At 71.2% G+C, this 20,169-nt stretch carries 16 protein-coding genes and 2 pseudogenes; 11 read left to right on the top strand and 7 right to left on the bottom strand.

The window, feature by feature from the left end; all coding sequences use genetic code 11:
* Window positions 1–49: 49 nt before the first annotated feature.
* From I3V78_RS27415 to I3V78_RS27405, 3 genes are read left to right on the top strand one after another with little or no spacing between them, the layout of a single operon-like run.
* Window positions 50–1,051: a biotin--[acetyl-CoA-carboxylase] ligase gene (locus I3V78_RS27415; RefSeq protein ID WP_204491623.1), complete on the top strand. Its 1,002-nt coding sequence runs from the start codon at window positions 50–52 to the stop codon at window positions 1,049–1,051.
* Window positions 1,052–1,066: 15 nt separating this feature from the next.
* Window positions 1,067–1,837, top strand: coding sequence for a type III pantothenate kinase (locus I3V78_RS27410; protein WP_204491621.1), 771 nt, complete (start codon window positions 1,067–1,069; stop codon window positions 1,835–1,837).
* Entirely contained in the window at window positions 1,834–2,991 is a 1,158-nt protein-coding gene (locus I3V78_RS27405; protein WP_204491619.1) for a hypothetical protein, read from the top strand. The genes I3V78_RS27410 and I3V78_RS27405 overlap by 4 nt, the downstream gene beginning before the upstream one ends.
* A 64-nt stretch (window positions 2,992–3,055) precedes the next feature.
* On the opposite strand, the gene I3V78_RS27400 is transcribed toward I3V78_RS27405, so the two are convergent.
* From I3V78_RS27400 to ald, 4 genes are all read right to left on the bottom strand, one after another.
* Window positions 3,056–4,792, bottom strand: a complete 1,737-nt coding sequence (locus tag I3V78_RS27400; protein WP_204491617.1) for a response regulator — start codon at window positions 4,790–4,792, stop codon at window positions 3,056–3,058.
* Between the two features lie 182 nt (window positions 4,793–4,974).
* Window positions 4,975–5,802 (bottom strand): anti-sigma factor family protein, encoded by an 828-nt coding sequence (locus I3V78_RS27395; RefSeq protein ID WP_204491614.1) that lies wholly within the window; start codon window positions 5,800–5,802, stop codon window positions 4,975–4,977.
* 48 nt (window positions 5,803–5,850) lie between these two features.
* The gene (locus I3V78_RS27390) at window positions 5,851–6,507 is read right to left on the bottom strand and encodes a sigma-70 family RNA polymerase sigma factor (RefSeq protein ID WP_204491612.1); all 657 of its coding nucleotides are present in this window, start codon (window positions 6,505–6,507) and stop codon (window positions 5,851–5,853) included.
* 232 nt (window positions 6,508–6,739) lie between these two features.
* Window positions 6,740–7,873, bottom strand: a complete 1,134-nt coding sequence (gene ald / locus I3V78_RS27385; RefSeq protein ID WP_204491610.1) for an alanine dehydrogenase — start codon at window positions 7,871–7,873, stop codon at window positions 6,740–6,742.
* Between the two features lie 135 nt (window positions 7,874–8,008).
* Here ald and I3V78_RS27380 point away from each other — a divergent pair, with 135 nt between their 5' ends.
* Window positions 8,009–9,313, top strand: a complete 1,305-nt coding sequence (locus tag I3V78_RS27380; RefSeq protein WP_204491608.1) for a radical SAM family protein — start codon at window positions 8,009–8,011, stop codon at window positions 9,311–9,313.
* Window positions 9,314–9,323: 10 nt separating this feature from the next.
* Window positions 9,324–10,772 (top strand): amidase, encoded by a 1,449-nt coding sequence (locus I3V78_RS27375; RefSeq protein WP_204491606.1) that lies wholly within the window; start codon window positions 9,324–9,326, stop codon window positions 10,770–10,772.
* Between the two features lie 30 nt (window positions 10,773–10,802).
* Here the strand turns inward: I3V78_RS27375 and I3V78_RS27370 are convergent.
* Window positions 10,803–11,336 (bottom strand): annotated as a pseudogene (locus I3V78_RS27370) (response regulator); the annotation flags it as partial.
* 573 nt (window positions 11,337–11,909) lie between these two features.
* Window positions 11,910–12,407 (bottom strand): annotated as a pseudogene (locus tag I3V78_RS27365) (response regulator); the annotation flags it as partial.
* A gap of 141 nt (window positions 12,408–12,548) precedes the next feature.
* On the opposite strand from I3V78_RS27365, the gene I3V78_RS27360 reads away from it, so the two are divergent.
* Genes I3V78_RS27360 through I3V78_RS27335 form a run of 6 tightly spaced genes read left to right on the top strand, consistent with a single transcriptional unit; the run spans window position 12,549 to window position 19,712 of the window.
* Window positions 12,549–13,031, top strand: coding sequence for a chemotaxis protein CheW (locus I3V78_RS27360; protein WP_204496817.1), 483 nt, complete (start codon window positions 12,549–12,551; stop codon window positions 13,029–13,031).
* Window positions 13,028–13,402 (top strand): Frizzy aggregation protein FrzB, encoded by a 375-nt coding sequence (locus I3V78_RS27355; protein ID WP_204491604.1) that lies wholly within the window; start codon window positions 13,028–13,030, stop codon window positions 13,400–13,402. The genes I3V78_RS27360 and I3V78_RS27355 overlap by 4 nt, the downstream gene beginning before the upstream one ends.
* 5 nt (window positions 13,403–13,407) lie before the next feature.
* Entirely contained in the window at window positions 13,408–14,634 is a 1,227-nt protein-coding gene (locus tag I3V78_RS27350) for a methyl-accepting chemotaxis protein (protein WP_204491601.1), read from the top strand.
* Between the two features lie 59 nt (window positions 14,635–14,693).
* The gene (locus tag I3V78_RS27345) at window positions 14,694–17,000 is read left to right on the top strand and encodes a hybrid sensor histidine kinase/response regulator (protein WP_204491599.1); all 2,307 of its coding nucleotides are present in this window, start codon (window positions 14,694–14,696) and stop codon (window positions 16,998–17,000) included.
* A 22-nt stretch (window positions 17,001–17,022) separates the two neighbouring features.
* Window positions 17,023–18,027, top strand: a complete 1,005-nt coding sequence (locus I3V78_RS27340) for a chemotaxis protein CheB (protein ID WP_204491597.1) — start codon at window positions 17,023–17,025, stop codon at window positions 18,025–18,027.
* A complete protein-coding gene (locus tag I3V78_RS27335) occupies window positions 18,021–19,712 on the top strand; it encodes a CheR family methyltransferase (RefSeq protein WP_204491595.1) in 1,692 nt (563 codons plus the stop codon). The genes I3V78_RS27340 and I3V78_RS27335 overlap by 7 nt, the downstream gene beginning before the upstream one ends.
* Here I3V78_RS27335 and I3V78_RS27330 read toward each other — a convergent pair whose 3' ends face one another.
* Complete coding sequence (locus I3V78_RS27330) at window positions 19,713–20,033, bottom strand: polyhydroxyalkanoic acid system family protein (RefSeq protein WP_204491592.1); 321 nt, start codon at window positions 20,031–20,033, stop codon at window positions 19,713–19,715.
* Window positions 20,034–20,169 lie beyond the last annotated feature (136 nt).

The raw sequence follows: 20,169 nt of genomic DNA, 5'->3' as shown, positions 1-20,169 counted from the left end.
TCCGCTCTCCCTACCCTGGAGCCCCTTCGAGCGGGAAGAGAGCAGCGCCATGGGTGTCGAGAGCAGCGAGCGGACGTACGAGGAACTCATCCTGGGCTTCCTGGTGGAGGGCCGGGATGACTTCCTGTCCGGCGAGGCCCTGTCGGACAAGCTCGGCCTGTCGCGCACGGCGGTGTGGAAGCACGTGGAGTCCTTGCGCGGCAAGGGCTACCGCATCGACGCGGTGCCCGCGCGGGGCTACCGGTTGATGGACGTGCCGGACAAGCTCTCGCCCCTGGAGCTCACGCCGCTCCTGTCCACGCACCACCTGGGCCAGGGCCTGCACTTCCACGAGTCGCTGCCCTCCACGAACGAGACCGCCTTCCGCCTGGCCACCGATGGCGCCGAGCACGGCGAGGTGGTCGTCACCGAGCAGCAGACGGCGGGCAAGGGCCGCCGGGGCCGGGTGTGGGCCTCGCCCTCGGGGCTCAACCTGTACTTCTCCGCCATCCTCCGGCCGGACCTGCCGCCGCAGCGCGCCCCGGAGCTCACCCTGGTGGCCGCGGTGGCCTTGTGCGAGGTGCTGCGCGAGGAGGGCGCCGAGGCCTCCATCAAGTGGCCCAACGACGTGCAGATCGGCGGCAAGAAGGTGGCCGGCATCCTCACCGAGCTGTCGGCGGAGCCCGAGCGGGTGCACTTCGTGGTGCTCGGCATCGGCGTCAACCTCAACGCGGGCCCGGCGGACTTCCCGCCCGAGCTGGCCGAGACGGCCACGTCGCTGTGCATGGCGCTCGGCCGGCGCATCAACCGCGCCCTGTTCACCGCCGCGCTCTGGGGCCGCCTGGAGGAGTGGCTGGATCTCCACCAGGACGTCGGCTTCGACCCGGTGCGTCAGCGCTGGGTGGAGCTCACGGGCACCCTGGGGCAGGAGGTGCGGGTGCGCACGGACCGCTCGGAGCTGCGCGGGGTGGCCGAGGGCATCGACGACTCGGGCGCGCTGCTGGTGCGCACGGCGGACGGTCGGGTGGAAAGGGTGCTCGCCGGGGATGTGGAGCAGGTGCGGCCCCGCTAGACTGCGCGGCGAGCCATGCTTCTCGCCATCGACGTGGGCAACACCAACACCGTGCTGGGGGTGTACGAGGGCCCACGCCTCCTGGACCACTGGCGTCTGGAGACGAGCGCCCGGCGCACCCCGGACGAGTTCGGCATCCTGGTGCGCCAGCTCTTCCAGTCCAGCGGCATCGACCCGGCCGGGGTGGAGGCCGTCGCCGTGTCCAGCGTGGTGCCGCCCCTGCAGTCCAACCTCGGGCGCATGAGCGAGCGCTACTTCAAGACGCGGCCCATGTTCGTGGGGCCCGGGGTGAAGACGGGCATGCCCATCCTCTACGACAACCCGCGCGAGGTGGGCGCCGACCGCATCGTCAACGCGGTGGCCGCCTACGACAAGCACCACACGGGCCTGGTGGTGGTGGACTTCGGCACCGCCACCACCTTCGACGCGGTGACGCCCAAGGGCGAGTACCTCGGCGGCGCCATCTGCCCCGGCATCCAGATTGGCATGGAGGCGCTCTTCCAGAATGCCTCCAAGCTGCCGCGCGTGGAGCTGGCCCGGCCTCCCCACGTGGTGGGTCGCAACACGGTGCACTCCATCCAGTCCGGCCTCTTCCACGGCTACGTGGCCCTGGTGGATGGCCTGTGCGCGCGCATGCGCGCGGAGCTGGGGTTCGAGACGCGGGTGGTGGCCACCGGGGGCCTGGCGCGCCTGGTGGCCAACGCCTCCACCCACATCCACGAAGTCGACGAGTTCCTCACGCTCGAGGGACTGCGCATCATCTACGGAAGGAACCACGCTTCATGAGCACGACGCCCGAGACCCCCGCCGCCCCGCCGTCTGGCTGTCCCCTCTCGGCGGAGGTCCTCCCGCCCAACACGCGCAAGCACGTGGACCCGGCCGCGCCGCCGCCCCTGCGGATGATGGCGGCCAAGGCCCTGGTGCCGCTGGCGCCCGCGGACATGCTCCGCGCGCTCTTCATGCTCACGTTCGACCCGGACGCGGGCGTGCGCGACACCGCGGGCAAGACGGCCGCCGCGCTGCCGGACCGCTTCTCCGCGGGCCTGCGGGACGAGGACGTGCAGGCGCCGGTGCTCGGCTGGCTCCTGCCGCTCTTGGTCGCCAAGGACGCCTACGCGGAGATGCTGGTGCTCAACCCCTCCACCCCGGACGAGTCCGTGGCCCAGGTGGCGCGCACGTGCAGCACGAAGATCGCGGAGATCATCGGGCAGAACCAGCTGCGCCTGCTGCGCCACGAGGATATCCTGCGCCAGCTGTGCACCAACCCCCAGGCGGGCCCCGCGCTGCTCGACGGCGTGTGTGACTTCGCCGTGCGCAGCGGCCTCACGCTCGCGGACGTGCCCCAGATGCAGGCGGCGCGCGTGCGCCTGTTCGGACCCCAGGCCGTCGCCGCGCCGCCCGATCCCGGCCCCACCGCCGAGGAGATCCTCCAGGAGTTCCAGGACGACCTGGTGAAGGAGAAGGCCCCGGCCGAGGCGGACGCCGAGGCGCCGCCCATGGAGGAGCGCAAGCGCGAGAGCCTCACCCAGCGCATCATGAAGATGACCATCGCGCAGAAGATCAAGCTCGCGACGCTGGGCAACAAGGAGGCGCGCAGCATGCTCATCCGCGACACGAACAAGCTCGTGTGCACCGCCGTCATCCGCAGCCCCCGCATCACCGAGGGCGAGGTTCTCAACAGCGCGGCGAACAAGGCCGTCAACGAGGAGGTGCTGCGCATCATCTACGGCAGCCGCGAGTGGACGAAGAACTACAAGATCAAGATGGCGCTGCTCAAGAACCCGCGCCTGCCGCTCGCCGTGGGGATGAAGTTCCTCAACACCCTGCGCGAGAACGACATCAAGGATCTGTCGCGCGACAAGAACGTGCCGTCCGCGCTCCAGGGCGTCGCCAAGAAGATGCTGGAGAAGAAGAACGAGAAGAAGCCCGAGAAGGACTAGTCCTCCCGGGCCGGGGTGGGGCGGGGGGGGCGGGGAGGAGTGACTCCCCGCCGGGGACCAGGCCTCAGGCCACCGCTTCTTCGTCGTCGTGCACGGCCACCGGCTGCTCCTCGAGCAGCTGGTTGGCGATGGCGAGCGCCTTCTTGGTCTTCTCGCGCAGCTTCTCGTCGGACTTGATGCGCGCGTAGAGCCGGGCCACGCGGTCCTCGTTGCGCGACACCGACTCCTCCAGCTCGGTGATGCGCCGGCGCAGCTCGTCGCCTTCCTGGCCGGCCTGGGCGCGCGTGGCGTCCAGCTCGGCGCGGGTGTTGTCCAGCTCGGCGCGGACGTTCTCCGCGTCCGAGCGCGCCGCCGCCAGCTCCGCGTCGAGCTGATCCGCGCGGGCCCGCGTCTCCTCGGCGTCACCCAGCTGCAACTGGTACTGCTCCACCTCGCTCTGCAGCGCCGCGGCGCGCGCCGTGGCGCCCCGGGCCTCCTCGCGGGCGGCGGAGAACTGCTGCTCGATGCGCCGGCGCTCCGCGGTGAGCTGGTCCGACTTGGTCTGCAGCAGCTTGAGCTGCGAGTCCTTGCGCGTCAGCTCCTCGGAGGCGCCGTTGGACTGCTGCTCCAGCGCGAGCAGGCGATCCTGCTGCTCGACGATCTCCTGCTCCTTCTGGTTGAGCTCCGTCTTGAGCCGGAGGATCTCGCGATCCTTGCGGTTGGAGGCCTCGCGCAGCTGCAGCGTGGCCTGATCGTTCTTGCCCACGGAGGACTTGGTCGTCTCCAGCTCCGTGGTCTTCACGTCCAGCTCGGCCTCGAGCTCCGTGATGCGCGACTCGGCGGTGCTCATCTGGGCGCGGGTGTCATCCAGCGTGCCCTCGAGCTCGGCCACCCGGGCGCGCAGGGTGCGCAGCTCGGCCAGGTCCGCCGCGGACGTGGTGGCGGCCACCGCCGGAGCGGCCCGGGCCACCGGAGCGGGAGCAGGCGCGGGCGCGGGAGCCGGGCGGGGCGCCGCCACGGGCACGGGCGCCGGAGCGGGCGCCGGGGCCGGGGCGGGACGGGCGGCGGCCACGGGCGCCGGGCGAGGCGCCGCCACGGGCACGGGGGTGGGCGCCGGGGCCGGGGCGGGCGCCGGAGCGGGCATGAAGCCCACCATGGTCTTCTCGTCGTCCATGCCGAGCGCGTCGAGCGACCCGTCGTCGGAGCCCCCGAGGCTGTCGAGCGAGAACTCCTCGTTCGCGGACGCCAGCGGCGCGGCCTCGGGCTCCTCCAGGCTGCCCAGCTCCGCCTCGGGCTCCCCGAAGGGCGAGTCGAGCATGGACAGCTCGTCGCCGTGGTGCTCCAGGGGCTCGCCCTCGATGGCCAGCTCCTCGCCGTGCACCGGCTCGTCGCCCGAGCCATCCAGGCCCCCGAGCGAGAACCCGTCGTCGACGACCTCACCCGCGGGCAGCTCGGGGAAGCCGATCAGCGCGCCCACGCGCTCCACCAGGTCGTCGGCGTGCACGGGCTTGGACACGTAGTCGTCCGCGTGCGCCTTGAGCTTGCGGTGCTGGGCGAAGCCGTCCGGGTTGCCGATGATGATGATGGGGATCGTCTTGAGATCGTCGTCCTTCTTGAGCTTGCCGCAGATGAGGTAGCCGTTCTGGCCCGCGGACAGGTCCACCGCGAGCACCACGAGCTCCGGCCGGTCACGGCGGATCTGCTCCACGCTGCCCTTGCCGTCGGTGGTCTCCTGCGCCGTGAAGCCCCGGGCCTCCAGGGCCTCGCGCAGGCTCGCGGAGAGGGCGGTGTCACTTTCGACAATCAGGATGTTCTTGGACATGGAGGGAGTGCCGGAACAGGAGGGGCGGGTGCCCGCCGCGCAGGGAACGCGGGGACGATGAGTCTGAAAAAGTCGCTCGGAAGGCTATCGGTGCCCATCCAGACCGTCAATCTTCGGTCCACTCGCGGCACCAGGCCGTCCGCCTCGTGGGGCAGGCAGGCGATCCCTCGGGACCGCGCGGATCAGGGCTGTAGCGACACGGGGCGCGCCTGGGGCTCGGCCGTCACGGCGACGGGCAGCTCCCGCGGGGCGGCCTGCTGGGCGAGCATGCGTCGGATGTCCGACTCGTCGAGGTCCGACACCAGCTCGTAGACGATCTCCCCCTCGCGCCACATGGCCACGTTGTAGCCAAGGCTGGAGTTCACCTGCACGGCGCGCAGGGGCGGCGCCTCCACTTCACGCCGGGTGTCGTCGAAGACGAACAACCCGATGCGGCGCGCGGGCGCCCCCTGGGTGTCTCCACCGCGCTCGTAGCTGATGTACGCGGCGGGGCGATCCGTCACGTTGGAGATGCGCGCGCCGGACAGGCGCACGTTGGGCCAGTGGGGGACGGACACGCGGTGGTCCAGCTTGCCGTCGAACCAGGCCTCCACCGTCTCGCGCGAGGTGCCCGCCACCTCGGCGGGCAGCTTCTTGGTGTGCCGCCGCACGGCGTCCTCGCGGTAGCGCTGGGAGTACTCGGGCCGGAAGAGCATCCACGCGCCTCCGCTCACCGTCACCAGCACGAGCGCCGCGGCGCCCATCCGCCACCACTCGGCCTGGGACCGGCGGCGGTTTTCCTGCTGGATGCCGCCCTGCAGCCGGGCGCGCAGCGCGTCCGGCGCCCGGGTGGAGACCGTGGCCTGCCGGACGGCACGGCGCAGCGACTGCTGCATCCGGGCCTCCTCATGAACCCGCCGGGCACACTCCGCGCACCCGTTCAGGTGCGCTTCCATGTCCACCCGCTCCTCGGGCTGGAATTCGCCATCGAGGAACGGCTGGAGAACCGAATCGAATTCCTGGCAGTTCATGAGCGCTCAGACAGGGGAGGGAGTGTATCCGGGCCCATCAACCTCGGACTACCCTACCTTCTTCCTGCGCCGATATTCATCGAGGCTCGCGGCGGGGGCCTGGGCCGCGCCGGGCTGCGTCAACTCCTCCGGCTTGAGCACGCCCGTACCGGCCGCGTACTCCTTGAGGGTCTTCTGCAGGAGCTTGCGGCCCCGGAACAGGCGGCTCATCACCGTGCCCACCGGGCACTCGAGGATCTCGGCGATCTCCTTGTAGGAGAACTCCTGCAGGTCCGCGAGGATGACCACCAGGCGGAAGTCGATGGGCAGCGCGTCGATGGCGCGCAGCACGTCGTCCGACAGGAGCCGGTCGAAGAAGTACTGCTCGGGGTTGGCCGCGAAGTCCGTGGCGTCCCGGCTCACGAAGCGCTCGTGCACCGCCTCGCGCTCCACGCCCTCCACCACGCTGCGCTCCTTCACCTTGCGCCGGTAGCGGTTGATGAAGGTGTTGGTGAGGATCTTGAAGAGCCAGGCCTTGATGTTGGTGCCGCGCTCGAACTTGTCGAAGAAGCGGTAGGCCCGCATGCAGGTGTCCTGCACCAGGTCCTCGGCGTCACGCTCGTTCTTCGTCAGCCGCAGGGCCGCCGAGTACAGCGGATCGAGGTGGGCCAGGGCCAGTTCCTCGAACTCCTGCTTGGTCCGATTGTTCTGCCTGAAGTCCAGCATGCTCCCGCCTTCCAGAGGCCCGAAATTACAGGCGAATGAGTCGTTAACCCCCCAGACAATGTATGTCCGGGAACAGAACGGGCAACAACCCAATCACGCCGCGCCGTTCGCACGGCTGCCCTGAAAGGCAGGAGACGCCTGGCGAAAAGTCTTATTCCCCAACCCCCCCGGGAAACACCCCCCGGACAGGGGTTCAGGTGCGCTTTCGCCCTACATCCCGCCGGGGTTTGCCCTAGCGGGGGCCCTTGGCGCCGATGGCGTCGTAGATGGACTGGTAGCTGTAGCCCAGGTCCTTGGCGACGGCCTCGTAGGTGACGTGGCCGTTGTAGGTGTTGAGGCCGCGGGCGAGCGCCTTGTCGGACTTGATGGCCTCCACCAGTCCCAGGTCGGCGATCTTCCGGCCGAAGGGGCGGGTGGTGTTGGTGAGGGCGAAGGTGGACGTCTGGGGCACCGCGCCGGGCATGTTGGCCACGCAGTAGTGCACGACGCCGTGCTTCACGAAGGTGGGGTTGTCGTGCGTGGTGGGCACGCACGTCTCGATGCAGCCGCCCTGGTCCACCGCCACGTCCACCACGACGGAGCCGGGGCTCATCTCGGCGATGAGCGCCTCGGACACGAGCTTGGGCGCCTTGCCGCCGGGGATGAGCACGCCGCCGATGACGAGGTCCGCCTCGCGCACGCTCTTGGCGATGCTCTCCGAGTCGGAGGCCAGCGTGGACACGCGGCCGAGGAACACGTCGTCCAGGTAGGTGAGGCGCTCGAGGTTGATGTCGATGAGGGTGACCTCGGCGCCCGTGCCCACGGCCACCTTGGCCGCGCAGGTGCCCACCACGCCGCCGCCGAGAATGACCACGCGGCCGCGGCGCACGCCGGGCACGCCGCCCAGCAGGATGCCCTTGCCCCCGTGCGCCTTCTCCAGGCACGCGGCGCCCACCTGGATGGCCATCTTGCCGGCCACCTCGCTCATGGGCTTGAGCAGGGGCAGCGAGCCGTCCTCCATCTGGATGGTCTCGTACGCCACCGCCGCGGCCTTCTTCTTCACCAGCGTGCGCGTGAGCTCCGGGTCCACGCCGGCCAGGTGGAAGTAGGTGTAGATGATCTGCCCGTCCTGGATGCGCTCGTATTCCGGCGCGATGGGCTCCTTCACCTTGACGATCATCTCCGAGCGCTTCCAGACCTCGTCCGCGCTCTGGACGATCTGCGCCCCCACGCGCTGGTACTCCGAGTCCGGCAGGCCCGAGCCCGCCCCTGCGTTCGTCTCCACCAGGACCGTGTGACCCGCGCCGGTGAGGGCGCGGACCCCCGCGGGTACCATGCCAACCCGGTACTCACGGGTCTTGATTTCCTTGGGAACGCCGACAATCACGTGGAATGCCTCCAAAAAGTTCCGCGGCTCCGCGCGGAAAAAGCGGGCGGACGCTAGGCAGGGGTCCAGGACGAGTCAAGACGCGCCCCGGCGAGCCATCGAAAGGCGTCAGCGAGGGTGATAGTTAACGTGACCATGACTTTGGCACCCAAGTTGTTGTTCGCCGATCCCAAGGGCCGGGTGATGGAGCACCCCTACCTGCTCGCCACGCTGCGCAGCGGCGAGGAGCTGGTACCTCCCCAGGACAAGCCCATTCCGCTGCCCTCGGCGGGGCGGCTCGTGCACCTGCCGGGTCGGCTGCCCGTGGGGCTCAATCCGGAGACGGGCGAGCTGGAGCTGGTGCGCGAGATGCGCATGGACGGCAAGACGTTCGTGCCCAGCGCCGTGGGGGCGCTCCTGCCGCCGGGCTACACGCGCACGTTCCTGCCCGGCGAGGTGAAGGCGGACGGGCCCGTGCTGCCGCAGTGGGCGTACACCGCCGCGGCCTGGGGCAAGGACGGGCCGGTGGCGTGGGCCATCCACACCGACAAGCGCTCGCACTGGGAGCCGGAGAAGTACTCGACGCCGGAGCTCAAGAAGCTCGTGGACGCGCACCTGGCGCGCTTTCCGGGCAACCGCGTGCTCAAGCAGCTCACCACGTGCGCGATGCTGTACCGCTGCTTCACCTCGCAGAACATCTTCTACGTGCGCGACGAGGGCGCCATCCCCGCCTCGGTGATGTGCAACGCGCGCTGCGTGGGGTGCATCTCGGATCAGCCCGCGGACGGTCCGCCCGCCTCGCACGAGCGCATGGACGACGGCCCCAGCGCCGAGGAGATGGGGGCCATCGGCCTGCACCACCTGGAGCACGCGCCGGGCCGCACCATGGTCAGCTTCGGCCAGGGGTGCGAGGGCGAGCCGCTCACGCGCTGGAAGTACATCGCCGAGTCCATCCGCTACATGCGCGCGCACTCCTCGCGCGGCTCCATCAACATCAACACCAACGCGAGCCTCACCCAGGGCCTGTCGGCCTTGTTCGACGCCGGGCTCGACGCGGTGCGTGTGTCGCTCAACTCGGCGGTGAAGGACCTGTACGAGGCCTACTACAAGCCGGTGAAGTACGGCTGGGAGGACGTGGAGGCCTCCATCGCGCTCGCGCGCGAGCGCAACGCCTACCTGGCGCTCAACCTCCTGCTCTTCCCGGGGGTCACCGACCGCGAGGGGGAGGCCGATGCGCTCGCCCGGCTGGTGAAGAAGTACCAGGTGGATCAGGTGCAGACGCGCTCGTTGTGCATCGATCCCATCCAGTACCTGGAGGTGGCGCGGGACAAGGGCGCGGGCGGCGAGCCCATCGGCATCCGCGAGCTGCTCAAGCGGCTCAAGGCGGCGCGGCCGGGCCTCGTCATCGGCAACTTCGCGCGCGGACTGGACGAGCGCCGCAACGGGGGAGTTCGGGAGTAAAGTTTCTCCCATGCAAGAACTCGCCTTCCTCCCCACGCATCAGATGGCCGAACGCATCCGGGCCCGTCAGGTGTCCGCCGTCGAGCTGCTGGACGCCCACCTGGGTCAGGTGTCCCGCAACAACGTCCGGCTCAACGCCCTGGTGACGCTCGACGAGCGCCGGGCGCGTGCCCGGGCGCGTGAGGCGGACGCGGCGCTCGCGCGGGGGGAGGTGTGGGGGCCCTTGCATGGCGTGCCGCTCACCATCAAGGACGCCTTCGAGACGACGGGGCTGCGCACGACGAGCGGCTTCGACGCCCTGGCGCGCTACGTGCCCGAGCGGGATGCCACCGTGGTGGCGCGGCTCAAGGCGGCGGGCGCCGTCATCGTGGGCAAGACGAACATGCCCCGGCTCGCGCTGGACACGCAGACGCACAACACCGTCTTCGGCCGCACCAACAACCCCTGGGACGTGGCCCGCACGTGCGGGGGCAGCTCCGGCGGGGGCGCGGTGGCGGTGGCCGCGGGCATGAGCTCGCTCGAGGTGGGCAGCGACATCGGCGGCTCCATCCGCATTCCCTCGCACTTCTGCGGCGTGTTCGGCCTCAAGCCCACGGATGGGCGCATTCCCCTGTCCGGCCACATCCCCGGCATGCCGGGCGCGCCCCGGGGCGTGCGCCACCAGGGCGTGGCCGGACCCCTGGCGCGCACGGTGGAGGACTTGCGGCTCGCGCTGCGGCTCCTGGGCGGACCGGACGGCCAGGACACGGAGATGGCGCCCGTGCCCTTCCAGGAGGTGCCCCGCCGGGAGCTGAAGACGTACCGCTTCCTGTGGACGGACGACTTCGGCGGCCTGCCCGTCACCGCGGAGATCCGCTCGGCGCTGGCGAGCCTGGCGCGCGCGCTGGAGGCCGCGGGGTGCGTGGTGGAGCGCCGCACGCCGCCCATCGACTTCGAGCGGGTGTGGCTCGCCTGGGGCATGCTGCTCGGCGCGGAGGTGGGCTCGGAGATTCCGAACGTCGCGCGCGTCATGACGGCCCTGTACTTCCGCTCCATGCGCGGCGACTCCGCCATCAACCGCGGCATCATCCGCGGGCTGTGGGGCCGGATGTCCGACTACACCCAGGCGCTCGCCGTGCGCGATGAGATGATGGCGCGGCTCGAGTCCTTCCTGTCGGGCTGGGACGCCTGGCTGTGCCCGGTGACGATGAGCCCGGCCTTCACCCACCGCCAGAGCGGCGAGTGGCTGGAGGTGGACGCGCGGCGCGTGCAGTACATGGAGGGCACCGCGGGCCTGCCCAGCCTCTTCAACCTGACGGGCCACCCCGTCGTGGCCATGCCCCTGCCGCGCGCGGACGCGCGGGCGCTGCCGCTCGGGGTGCAGGTGGTGGGGCGCCGCTGGGGCGACGAGGCCCTCCTGTCCGTGGCCGAGGCGCTCACGGACGTGACGGGCCCCTTCCAGCGCCCCCCGGGCGTGTAGCGGCCCGGGCGGGGAGGGCGGGCGCCGGGACTACTCGGCGCCCGTGACCACGGGGTTGAGCTCCTTGGCCACCAGGTTGCCCAGCACGGCGTCCTTGGGCACGTAGCCATCGGCGCCGGCCTCGCGGCAGATGCGCTGCAGCTCCTCGATGTTCTCGCCGGAGCACAACAGCACCTTGATGCCCTTGAAGAGGCTGTTGCTCTTGATGAAGCGGCAGAACTGCTCGCCGTTCACGTTGGGCATGCGCACGTCGAGCAGCACCAGGTCCGGACGCGTCTGCTTCTTGAGGATGATCTTCGTCGCCTTGTCCGCGGAGTCGGCGATGTGGACCTCGAAGCCCTTGGACACGAGATCCGCCTCGATGATGCGGGCCGTCATCTCGCTGTCGTCGACGATGAGGATGCGGGGCTTGCGGCCGGCCGCCGCCGCCATCTTCGCCGCCGAGGGGAAGCCCCCCGAGGAGACGGCCGGGGCGGTGGGCCCGGGCGCCGGGGCCGTCACGGGCGCCGGAGCGGGCGCGGCGGTGGCCACGGGCGCGGCGGTGGCCACGGGCGCGGGCGCCGGGGCGGGCGCGGCGGTGGCCACGGGCGCGCTCGCCGCGGGACGCACGGCGGGCACCTGAGAGAGGGGCGACAGGGTGGTGCGCGGCGGGGCCTCGGCGGGGCCCGCGGGCCTTGGCGCCGGGGCGGCTCCGGCCGGAGTCGCCGCTCCGCCCGGGGGAGGCGCCGTGGGGGCGGGGCGGGTCGCGGGCGCCGGGGCGGCGGGACGGGCCCCGGGAGCGGTCGCTCCGGCGGGGGCCGGTTGTCCGGGCATCGCCGGACGCGGCGCGGCCCCGGGCGCCGCAGCCGGGGGCCGGGGCGCGGCGGGGGGCGCGGTGCCCGCGGGAGTGGCGGCGGGACGGGCGACGGGCGCGGCGCCGGGGGCGCTCACGGGGGCCCGGACGGGGGCTGTCGCGGCGGGCGTCGTGGGCGCCGCGCCCGGAACGGGGGACGCCGCGGCGGGACGCGGGGCCCCGGGCTGTCCCGCGACGGGCGCGGGACGGGCGACGGGGGCCGCGCCGGGCGCCGCCGCCGAAGCGGGCGCGAGGGGGCGAGCCGCCGGAGCCCCCGTGGGCGCGGTGCCGGGGGCCGCGACGGGCCGGGCGGCGGGCGCGGGCGCTCCGGGCGCGCGGGGAGCGGCGACCCCTGGCGCGGCGGGCCGGGGCGCGGCCGCCGGAGCAGCGGGGCGGGGGGCGGCCGCCGAAGCGGCGGGCCGGGGCGCGGTCGACACGGGCGGCGCGCCCAGGATGCGCATGATCCCGCCGATGACGGCCTCCAGGCCGCCGCCCTTGAGGATGTAGGCATCCGCGCCGGACTGGCGCGTCTTGGCCGCGAGCTCCTCCTCGGAGATGTCCGAGTAGAGCACCAGCTTGGACGTGACCTTTTTCTGCGTGCGGAGGTACTCGACGACGTCGTCGCCGAACATCTCCGGCATGTTCACGTCCATGAGGATGAGCGAGAACGGCCCCTCGGAGAGCTTCACTTCGAGGCTCGCAAGGTCGGTCGCTCCGGTGGCGTGGTAGCCAGCGGCGGAGAGCGCCCTCACCGTCAGTTCCACCAGCATCGGGCTATCATCGATGACCAGTACGCGAGACATCTTCCTCCCCTGGAATACGGCAGTCACCCTACACCGTTGAGAAGGCCCGGACCATGTGATTCGGTCCACTCTTGACCCACTTCGCTCGCCTCCGGATACTTTGGCGCCTTGACCAACACTCCCCTCCAGCGTGCGCTCCGAATGGCCCCCGACCGGGCCATCGCGAGTCAGGCCCGACCCGAGCAGGAATTCTTCTGTTTCCGCGCAGGCGAACTCCGCCTCGCGGTTCCCAGTGAGAACGTGCTCGAGGTCATTCGGACAGGGCCGATGACGCCCCTGCCCCGCACTCCTTCCTTCCTCCTGGGCGTCACGGGACATCGCGGCGAGGTCATCCCCGTGATGGATCTGCTGCGCTTTCTCGGCAAGGGCGAGGCTCGGGTGGGGCCGCGTACCCGGCTCTTCATCGGCATGAGCGGCAACTACCGCGTGGGCGTGGTGGCCGACGCGGTGCTCGGCCTGCGCCGCGTCCCCGTGGCCGACATCCTCCCGCCGCCCCTGGGCGGGGACGCCGCCGCCGAGCACCTGATCGGCGTGTACGAGGTCGCCGCCCTCCAGGAAACCATGGCGCTCATCCACTTCACCAAGCTCTTGCAGAGTGCTCGCCAGCGCGCGGTGGTGAGATGATCTACGACGATGTCGCGCCCACGCGCGACGAGGTGGACGTCCTCTTCTTCATGGTGGGGGATGTCCTGTATGGAACGGATGCGTCGCAGGTGTTGCGCATCGAGCGTTCACTCCCCGACGACCTCAAGGTGCCGGAGCTCGGCGCCTTGCGGCATGGCAATCGCGCGCTCGTCTTCGATGCGCCCGAGGGCGAGGGTCATCTCAAGGTGGACGCCATCCGGGGAGTGCGTCCTGTTCCCATCCGGGACTTGAGGCGGTTGCCGCTCGTGGCGGGCGCCGCGACCTATACGGTGGGTGTGTTCCTCGATCAGGAGCGTCCCGTGATGCTCATCGATCTTCTCGAAACCTTGAATGCTCAAGGAAGGCACTGAAGGCAATGTCGCTCGTTGATTCCAAGAACGAAGTGTTCGCCGCCGAGGGCGCGGCCGCCCGCGCTCCGAAGAAGCCCGGCACCCTCAAGCCCCTGACCGACACCGTGATCGCGGTGCTCGCGGGCAACCTCGACGCGCGCGTGGGCAAGAACGCGGTGGACGAGGAGTCCTCGGATCTGGCCAACCTGTTCAACCAGCTGCTCGATCGCTATGCCGTCTCCGAGCACCGCAAGCAGGTCGCGGCCCAGGAGATCGATCAGGCCATCGACGCGCTCATCACCCTGGTGCGCGAGGGCGACCTGGCCTCGTGGAACACCACCACCGAGGACGCCCAGCTCGGGCCGCTGCTCGAGGGCTTCGGCAAGGTGATCGAGACCCTGCGCACCTTCGTGCGGGAGATCAACGAGGCGGCGCTGCGCCTGTCCTCGTCCTCCAACCAGGTGCTCGCCGCGTCCACCCAGCACGAGACGAGCTCCACCGAGCAGGCGGCGGCCATCCACGAGACCACCGCCACCATGGAGGAGCTCAAGCACGCCTCGGCGCAGATCGCCGAGAACGCCGGCAGCGTGGCGCGCGTGGCCGAGGAGACCCTGGGCGCGGCGCGCGCCGGCCGGGGCGCCATCGGCGAGTTCATCCAGGCCATGCAGCAGATCCGCAGCGACGGCGTCGCGGTGGCCGACTCCATCACCAAGCTGTCCAAGCGCGTCGAGCGCATCGGCACGGTGGTCGAGGTGATCGACGAGATCGCCGACCGCTCGGACCTGCTCGCGCTCAACGCGGCGCTCGAGGGCAGCCGCGCGGGTGAGGCGGGCAAGGGCTTCTCCATCGTGGCGGCCGAGATGCGGCGCCTGGCGGAGAACGTCATGGAGTCCACCAAGGAGATCAAGAACCTCATCACCGAGATCCGCGAGGCCACGGCCGCCGCGGGCGCCGCGGCGGAGGCCTCCAAGGAGGCCACCGAGTCCGGTGAGAAGCTCGGCGCGGTGGCGGCCCAGGCCGTCGAGGGCATCCTCGCCGGCGTGCAGGAGACGAGCGACGCGGCGCGGGTCATCAACCTCGCCACCCAGCAGCAGCGCACGGCCACCGAGCAGGTGGTGGCCTCCATGGCGGAGATCGAGGACGTGACGCGCCAGACCACCTCGGCCTCCAAGCAGGCCACGGGTGCCGCCGCCGAGCTCAACCAGCTCGCCGGACGGCTGGCGGAACTCATCAAGCGCTTCAAGGCCGACTGACGACAGGAGCGGGAGGGCCCACCCGGGAGGCGTGAACGTCGCCCGGGTTCCCTCCGGTCATGGATACCGAAGCCCTCAAGAGATCCCTCCTGCAGAAGTTCCAGGAGGTCAGCGCCGACCGTCTGCAAAAGATCCAGCTGGGTGTTCTCGACCTCGAGAAGCCCACGGCGGATCAAGCGGCGGACGAGGTCGCGCGCGAACTGCATACGATGAAAGGCGAGGCCCGCATGCTGGGCCTGGCCGCCATCGGTCAAATCGCCCACGCGGCCGAGGACCTGCTGCGCGCCGAGCGGGACGGCAAGGCGGCCACCGAGGTGGCGACCGACCTGCTGCTGCGCGCGTGCGACACCATCTCGGACCTCTTGGAGGATCACTCCGGGGCCCAGGGAGGCACGCCCGCCTCCCAGGAGATGTGCGAGGCCCTGTCCGCCGCCTCCGGTCACGCGGTGCCGCCCATTGGCGGCGTCAAGGGGGCGTCCTACACGGCGCTGCCCGCGATCCGTCCGGCCGCGCCCCCCGCGGAGCCCGTGCCGCACGCGCCCAACGTGCTCGAGGTCACCGCCGAGTCCGTGGAGCCCTTCCCGGCGCCCGCCGCGCCGCCCCCGGCCCCCCTCGCTCGCGCCGCCAAGGCCGAGCACCACGAGGAGCCGCACGCGCACAAGGCCCTGGCCGACCGCAGCATCCGCGTGAACGTCGAGGTGCTCGACTCGCTCGGCCTGCTCGCGGGTGACCTGCTCGTGGAGAGCGCCCGGGGCCGTCTGCGCGCCTCGCAGATCGAGTCGCTGCTCCAGCGCTTCTCGCGCCTGGGCGACCGCTTCCTCAAGCTGGCCGAGCGCCTGGACGTGCCCAACGTGATGCGCAACGACCTCGAGCACATCGAGGGCGACCTGCACATGCTGCGCGACGACGCGTTCCGCTTCGTGCGCACCAACGGCGACGGCATCGAGACGCTGCACAGCAGCCTGGCCATGATGGCCGACCACGTGGCCGAGGCGCGGCTGGTGCCCCTGTCCACCGTGTTCGACGCCTTCCCCCGCGCGGTGCGAGACCTGTCGCGCGCCCAGGGCAAGGAAGTGGACCTGGTCATCGAGAACGCCGACCTGGGCGTGGACCGCTCCATGCTCAACGACGTGCGCGACGCGCTCGTGCACCTGCTGCGCAACGGCGTGGACCACGGCCTGGAGACGCCCGACGAGCGGCGCATGCTCGGCAAGCCCAACGCGGGCCGCCTGCGCATCCGCGTGCGGGTCGACGGCGACATGCTCAGCATCGAGGTGGACGACGACGGCCGCGGCATGGATCCGCAGCGGCTGCGCGAGGTGGCGGTGCGCAAGCGCCTGCTCACTGACCACCAGGCCGCCGCCCTGTCCGAGCGCGAGGCCATCGAGCTCGTCTTCCGGCCGGGCTTCTCCACCCGCGAGGAGGTCACCGACATCTCCGGGCGCGGCGTGGGCATGGACGTCGTGAAGAAGAAGGTGGAGTCCCTGGGCGGCTCGGTGGGCATCGTCAGCCGCCTGGGCCGTGGCTCCACCTTCACCCTGCGCCTGCCCCAGTCGCTGGCGCTCATGAAGGTGCTGCTCGTGCGCCTGGGCGACGACGTGTACGGCATCCCCGCCGCGGACGTGGTGGCGGTGATGCGCGTGAAGCCCGATGATCGCATGGAGGTCTTCGGCACCCTGGCGGTCAAGCACCGGGGCAAGCCCATCGCGCTGGTGGGCCTGGGGCCGCTGCTCGGCGTCAACGGCGGCAACCGCTTCGACAAGCCGCCCGCCGTGGTGGTGCGTCATGGCGACGACCATGCCGCGCTGGTGGTGGACGGCTTCGTGGACGAGCGCGAGGTGGCGGTCAAGCCGTGTGGCGGCGAGTTCCTCAAGGGCGCCGCCTTCATCGCGGGCACCGCCGCGCTGGAGGACGGCCGCATCGCCGTGCTCCTGCACGTGCCGGACATCATGACGGAGGTGCGCCGCATGGCGCGGCCCGTCACCCAGGGCACGTCCATCAAGCGCCTCAAGGTGCTCCTGGTGGACGACTCGCCCATCGCCCGCGCCACCGAGTCCGCGCTGGTCAAGGCCCTCGGCCACTCCGTGGACGAGGCCCAGGATGGCGAGGAAGGCTACCTCCGGGCCCAGTCCCAGCCGTATGATCTGATCCTCACGGACGTCCAGATGCCGCGGTTGGATGGCTTCTCGTTCACGCGTCGACTCAAGTCGACGGCGGGTCTTGCCCGCACCCCGGTCATCGTCCTTTCCTCGCTCGCGTCTCCGGAAGACAGGCGGCGCGGGGCCGAGGCGGGAGCGGATGCCTACCTGGTCAAGGGCGAGCTGGGCGTGGAGAGTCTGGCGCAGACCATCGATCGGCTGACCTGAGCGGGCACGAGGAGGGGAGACATTGGACGTGGGCGCGTCCGCATACCGCGTGCTGCTCGTGGGCGAAGTGTTCCGTGGCGCAGCACGCGGCCTGTTCGACGGGGCGGTGCTGGCCCCGTCCGGCACCGTCTGCGCGTTCTCCGATGCCCTGGAGAGCGTGCAGCGCCAGCATCCGGACGTGGTCATGGTGGACCTGTCCAGCCCCGAGTCCCTCAAGGCCATCGCGCGGGTGATGGGCGAGCGCCCCGTGCCGGTGCTCGCGCTGCACCCGGGGCTCCTGTCGGACGCCGAGGCCTTCCAGGCGCTGGCCTCGGGGGCGGTGGACGTCCTGCCGCGCCCCGCCGAGCCCGGCCTGGATTTCTGGCAGGCGGTGGGTCGCAAGCTGCTCCTGCTCGCCGAGGTACGGGTGACGCGGCCCGTGGGCCAGTCCAAGCCCGTGCGGCCCACGGCCGAGGCGGCCCCCTATCCCCTGGTGGCCATCGCCTCGTCGCTCGGAGGCCCCAAGGCGCTCTCGGTGCTCCTCAAGACGCTGCCCGCGGACTTCCCCGCGCCCGTGTGCATCTGCCAGCACATCAGCGAGGGGTTCACCGAGGGGCTCGCCCAGTGGCTGGGCTCCAGCTCGGTCCTGCGCGTGGTGGAGGCCTCGGACGGCGAGGCCATGGTCCCCGGGAGCATCTACATCGCCCGCTCCGGGGCGCACCTGCTCGTGCGCCCCCGCGGCCTCCTCTCCCTGGAGCCGAGCCCACCGGTGCGCGGCTTCCGGCCCTCGTGTGATGTTCTGCTCATGTCCGCGGCGGAAAGCTTCTCCACGCGCGTGCTGGGCGTCATCCTCACGGGCATGGGACGGGACGGGGCGCGGGGCCTCAAGGAAATCCGCGAGCGGGGTGGGCGCACCATCGCGCAGGACAAGGCGACGTGCGCCGTGTATGGCATGCCCAAGGAGGCCGTTCGTCTGGGCGCCGCCGAGGAAGTCTTGCCACTCGACCAGATCGGACCAACGCTGACCAAATGGGTGCGGACATGCTGACAGTGACCTCCCGGGCCCTGCAGCAACTGGCCTCCCTGCTGCTCGAGCGCGCGGGGCTGAAGATCACCCCGGACGGCTACCACAGCCTGCGGCTCGCCCTGTCCACGCGCATGCCCATCGTGGGGCTCGAGGACTCGGAGGAGTACGTGCGGCGCCTGCGCGGCATGGAGGACGAGCTGCGCGCGCTCCTGCCGCTCGTCACCGTGGGCCACACGGAGTTCTTCCGCGATCCCAAGCAGTTCCGCGCCCTGGAGAGCCGCATCCTCCCCGAGGCGCTCGCGCGCGCCCGGCGGGAGATGCGCCGGGTGTCCATCTGGTCCGCGGGCTGCGCCACCGGGGAGGAGCCCTACAGCCTGGCCATGGTGCTCGCCGAGCTGGGCGCGCTGCCCATCGAGGTGGACCTGTGGGCCACCGACCTGAACCTCGCCGCCGTGCAGGCCGCCAAGCAGGGGCGCTTCGCCGCCCGGCGCGTGGCCGGCATGGCCACCGAGCGCCGCATCCGCTTCTTCCGGCCCGTGGAGGACGGCCAGGAGATCGTCTCCTCCCTCAAGGACTACGTGCGCTTTGACGGGCAGAACCTCGCGGTGCCCGTCTTCGAGAAGGTCAAGCCCGAGTCGCTCGACCTCATCCTCTGCCGCAACGTCATCATCTACTTCGACCTGCCCACCATCCGCGCCCTGATGGACCGCTTCCTCATGGCGCTGCGGCCCGGGGGCCTCTTGCTGCTCGGCTATTCGGAGAGCCTGTTCAAGGTCTACGACCGCTTCGAGATGGTGGAGGTGGAGGGCTCGTTCATCTACCGGCGGCCCCTCAAGCCGCTGGAGCCGCGGGCGCCCGGCGCCGGGCCCAAGTCCCAGACGCTCAACGCGCTGCCGCCCATCACCGCCGCCGAGCGCGCGGCGGTGCTCGCCGCCGCCTCGTCCACCGCCTCGTCCCTGGGCAAGCCCAAGCCCCGCAAGGTGGCGCCGCGCCCGGTGCTGGCGTCCACCCAGGCCCTGCATCAGGCGCTGGACGCGGGCGAGTCCAAGGCCCCGGTGCTGGCGGCCTCCGAGCTGCCCCAGGCGGAGACCACGCCCACGCGCAAGACGCCCCGGCTGACCGCGGAGTTCCTCGCGGCCTCGCGCGAGCGCCCGGCGCCGGAGATGCCCGCCTGGTCGTTGATGCTCTCGCCCGGCGAGCGGCTCAACGCGGCCGTGCGGATGATGGAGCGCGGGGACTTCGTGTCCGCGGTGGCCACCGTGGAGCAACTCCTGGTGGACGAGCCCAGCCACCTGGACGCGCTGCTCACCGTGGGCAACCTGTACTCGCTCACCGGGCGCATGTCCGATGCGCGCGATGCCTTCGGTCAGGCGCTCAACCGCGAGCCGTTGTGCGTGGAGGCCCGGGTGTTCGGGGGGCTCGCGGCGCTGCAGGCCGGAGAGCTGGCCGAGGCGCGCGCCGAGCTGGGCAAGGCGCTCTTCCTGGAGCCCTCGCTCGCCATCGGCCACTACCTCATGGCCCAGGTGCACGAGCGGCTCAGTGACAACGAGGCGGCGCGGCGCAGCTACCGCAACGCCATCGCCCAGCTGCGCTTTCCCCAGCGGCCCCTGGCCGGCCACTACCCGGAGCTGCCGGACTCGGCCGAGGCCATCTCCCGCGCGGCGCGCTACGCCCTCGCCGCGCTGGAGGAAGGCCCGCTGCTGTAGCTAGGCGAGGCCCTTGTTCACGTCGTCCAGGCTCTTCTTGGGGTCCAGCACCGTGCTGAACTTGTCCTGGATGTAGGACTTGGCCTTGCCGCGCAGCAGCATGCCGGGGTCGGTGCCCTCGCCCTGGATGACGCCGTCGGTGATGGTGAAGTTGGCGTCCAGGCTGATGCCCATCACCTTGCCGTTCACCTTCGCTCCGTCACCGCTCCAGTTGGACTGCACGCCGTACTTGTCCTTCCAGTACTTGAGCAGCTGCTCGACGCGCTGCCGGGCTTCGTCCTTCGACAGGGAGTGGGGGACGTCGAACTTCATCATGCCCATCGGTTGCTCCTTCGCGGTTATTCCGTCCTTTACCGGGGGTAGTGAGCCCGGCCAGGGATGGGAAGTCGGGTCTCGCCGCGAGGCGCCTGGAAGTCAACAGTGATGCGAGGCCGCCTGGCGCATGGCCCCCTGGCCG

It is taken from the genome of Archangium primigenium (assembly GCF_016904885.1).
In the GTDB taxonomy this organism is placed as follows: Bacteria; Myxococcota; Myxococcia; order Myxococcales; family Myxococcaceae; genus Cystobacter; species Cystobacter primigenius.
Note: the sequence above shows the minus strand (reverse complement) of the source record. Positions and strands in the feature narration are given on the sequence as shown.

Coding starts and splice junctions, on each gene's coding strand:
- I3V78_RS27415 (WP_204491623.1), top strand. CDS start 50: ATGGGTGTCGAGAGCAGCGAGCGGACGTACGAGGAACTCATCCTGGGC.
- I3V78_RS27410 (WP_204491621.1), top strand. CDS start 1,067: ATGCTTCTCGCCATCGACGTGGGCAACACCAACACCGTGCTGGGGGTG.
- I3V78_RS27405 (WP_204491619.1), top strand. CDS start 1,834: ATGAGCACGACGCCCGAGACCCCCGCCGCCCCGCCGTCTGGCTGTCCC.
- I3V78_RS27400 (WP_204491617.1), bottom strand. CDS start 4,792: ATGTCCAAGAACATCCTGATTGTCGAAAGTGACACCGCCCTCTCCGCG.
- I3V78_RS27395 (WP_204491614.1), bottom strand. CDS start 5,802: ATGAACTGCCAGGAATTCGATTCGGTTCTCCAGCCGTTCCTCGATGGC.
- I3V78_RS27390 (WP_204491612.1), bottom strand. CDS start 6,507: ATGCTGGACTTCAGGCAGAACAATCGGACCAAGCAGGAGTTCGAGGAA.
- I3V78_RS27380 (WP_204491608.1), top strand. CDS start 8,009: ATGACTTTGGCACCCAAGTTGTTGTTCGCCGATCCCAAGGGCCGGGTG.
- I3V78_RS27375 (WP_204491606.1), top strand. CDS start 9,324: ATGCAAGAACTCGCCTTCCTCCCCACGCATCAGATGGCCGAACGCATC.
- I3V78_RS27360 (WP_204496817.1), top strand. CDS start 12,549: ATGGCCCCCGACCGGGCCATCGCGAGTCAGGCCCGACCCGAGCAGGAA.
- I3V78_RS27355 (WP_204491604.1), top strand. CDS start 13,028: ATGATCTACGACGATGTCGCGCCCACGCGCGACGAGGTGGACGTCCTC.
- I3V78_RS27350 (WP_204491601.1), top strand. CDS start 13,408: ATGTCGCTCGTTGATTCCAAGAACGAAGTGTTCGCCGCCGAGGGCGCG.
- I3V78_RS27345 (WP_204491599.1), top strand. CDS start 14,694: ATGGATACCGAAGCCCTCAAGAGATCCCTCCTGCAGAAGTTCCAGGAG.
- I3V78_RS27335 (WP_204491595.1), top strand. CDS start 18,021: ATGCTGACAGTGACCTCCCGGGCCCTGCAGCAACTGGCCTCCCTGCTG.
- I3V78_RS27330 (WP_204491592.1), bottom strand. CDS start 20,033: ATGGGCATGATGAAGTTCGACGTCCCCCACTCCCTGTCGAAGGACGAA.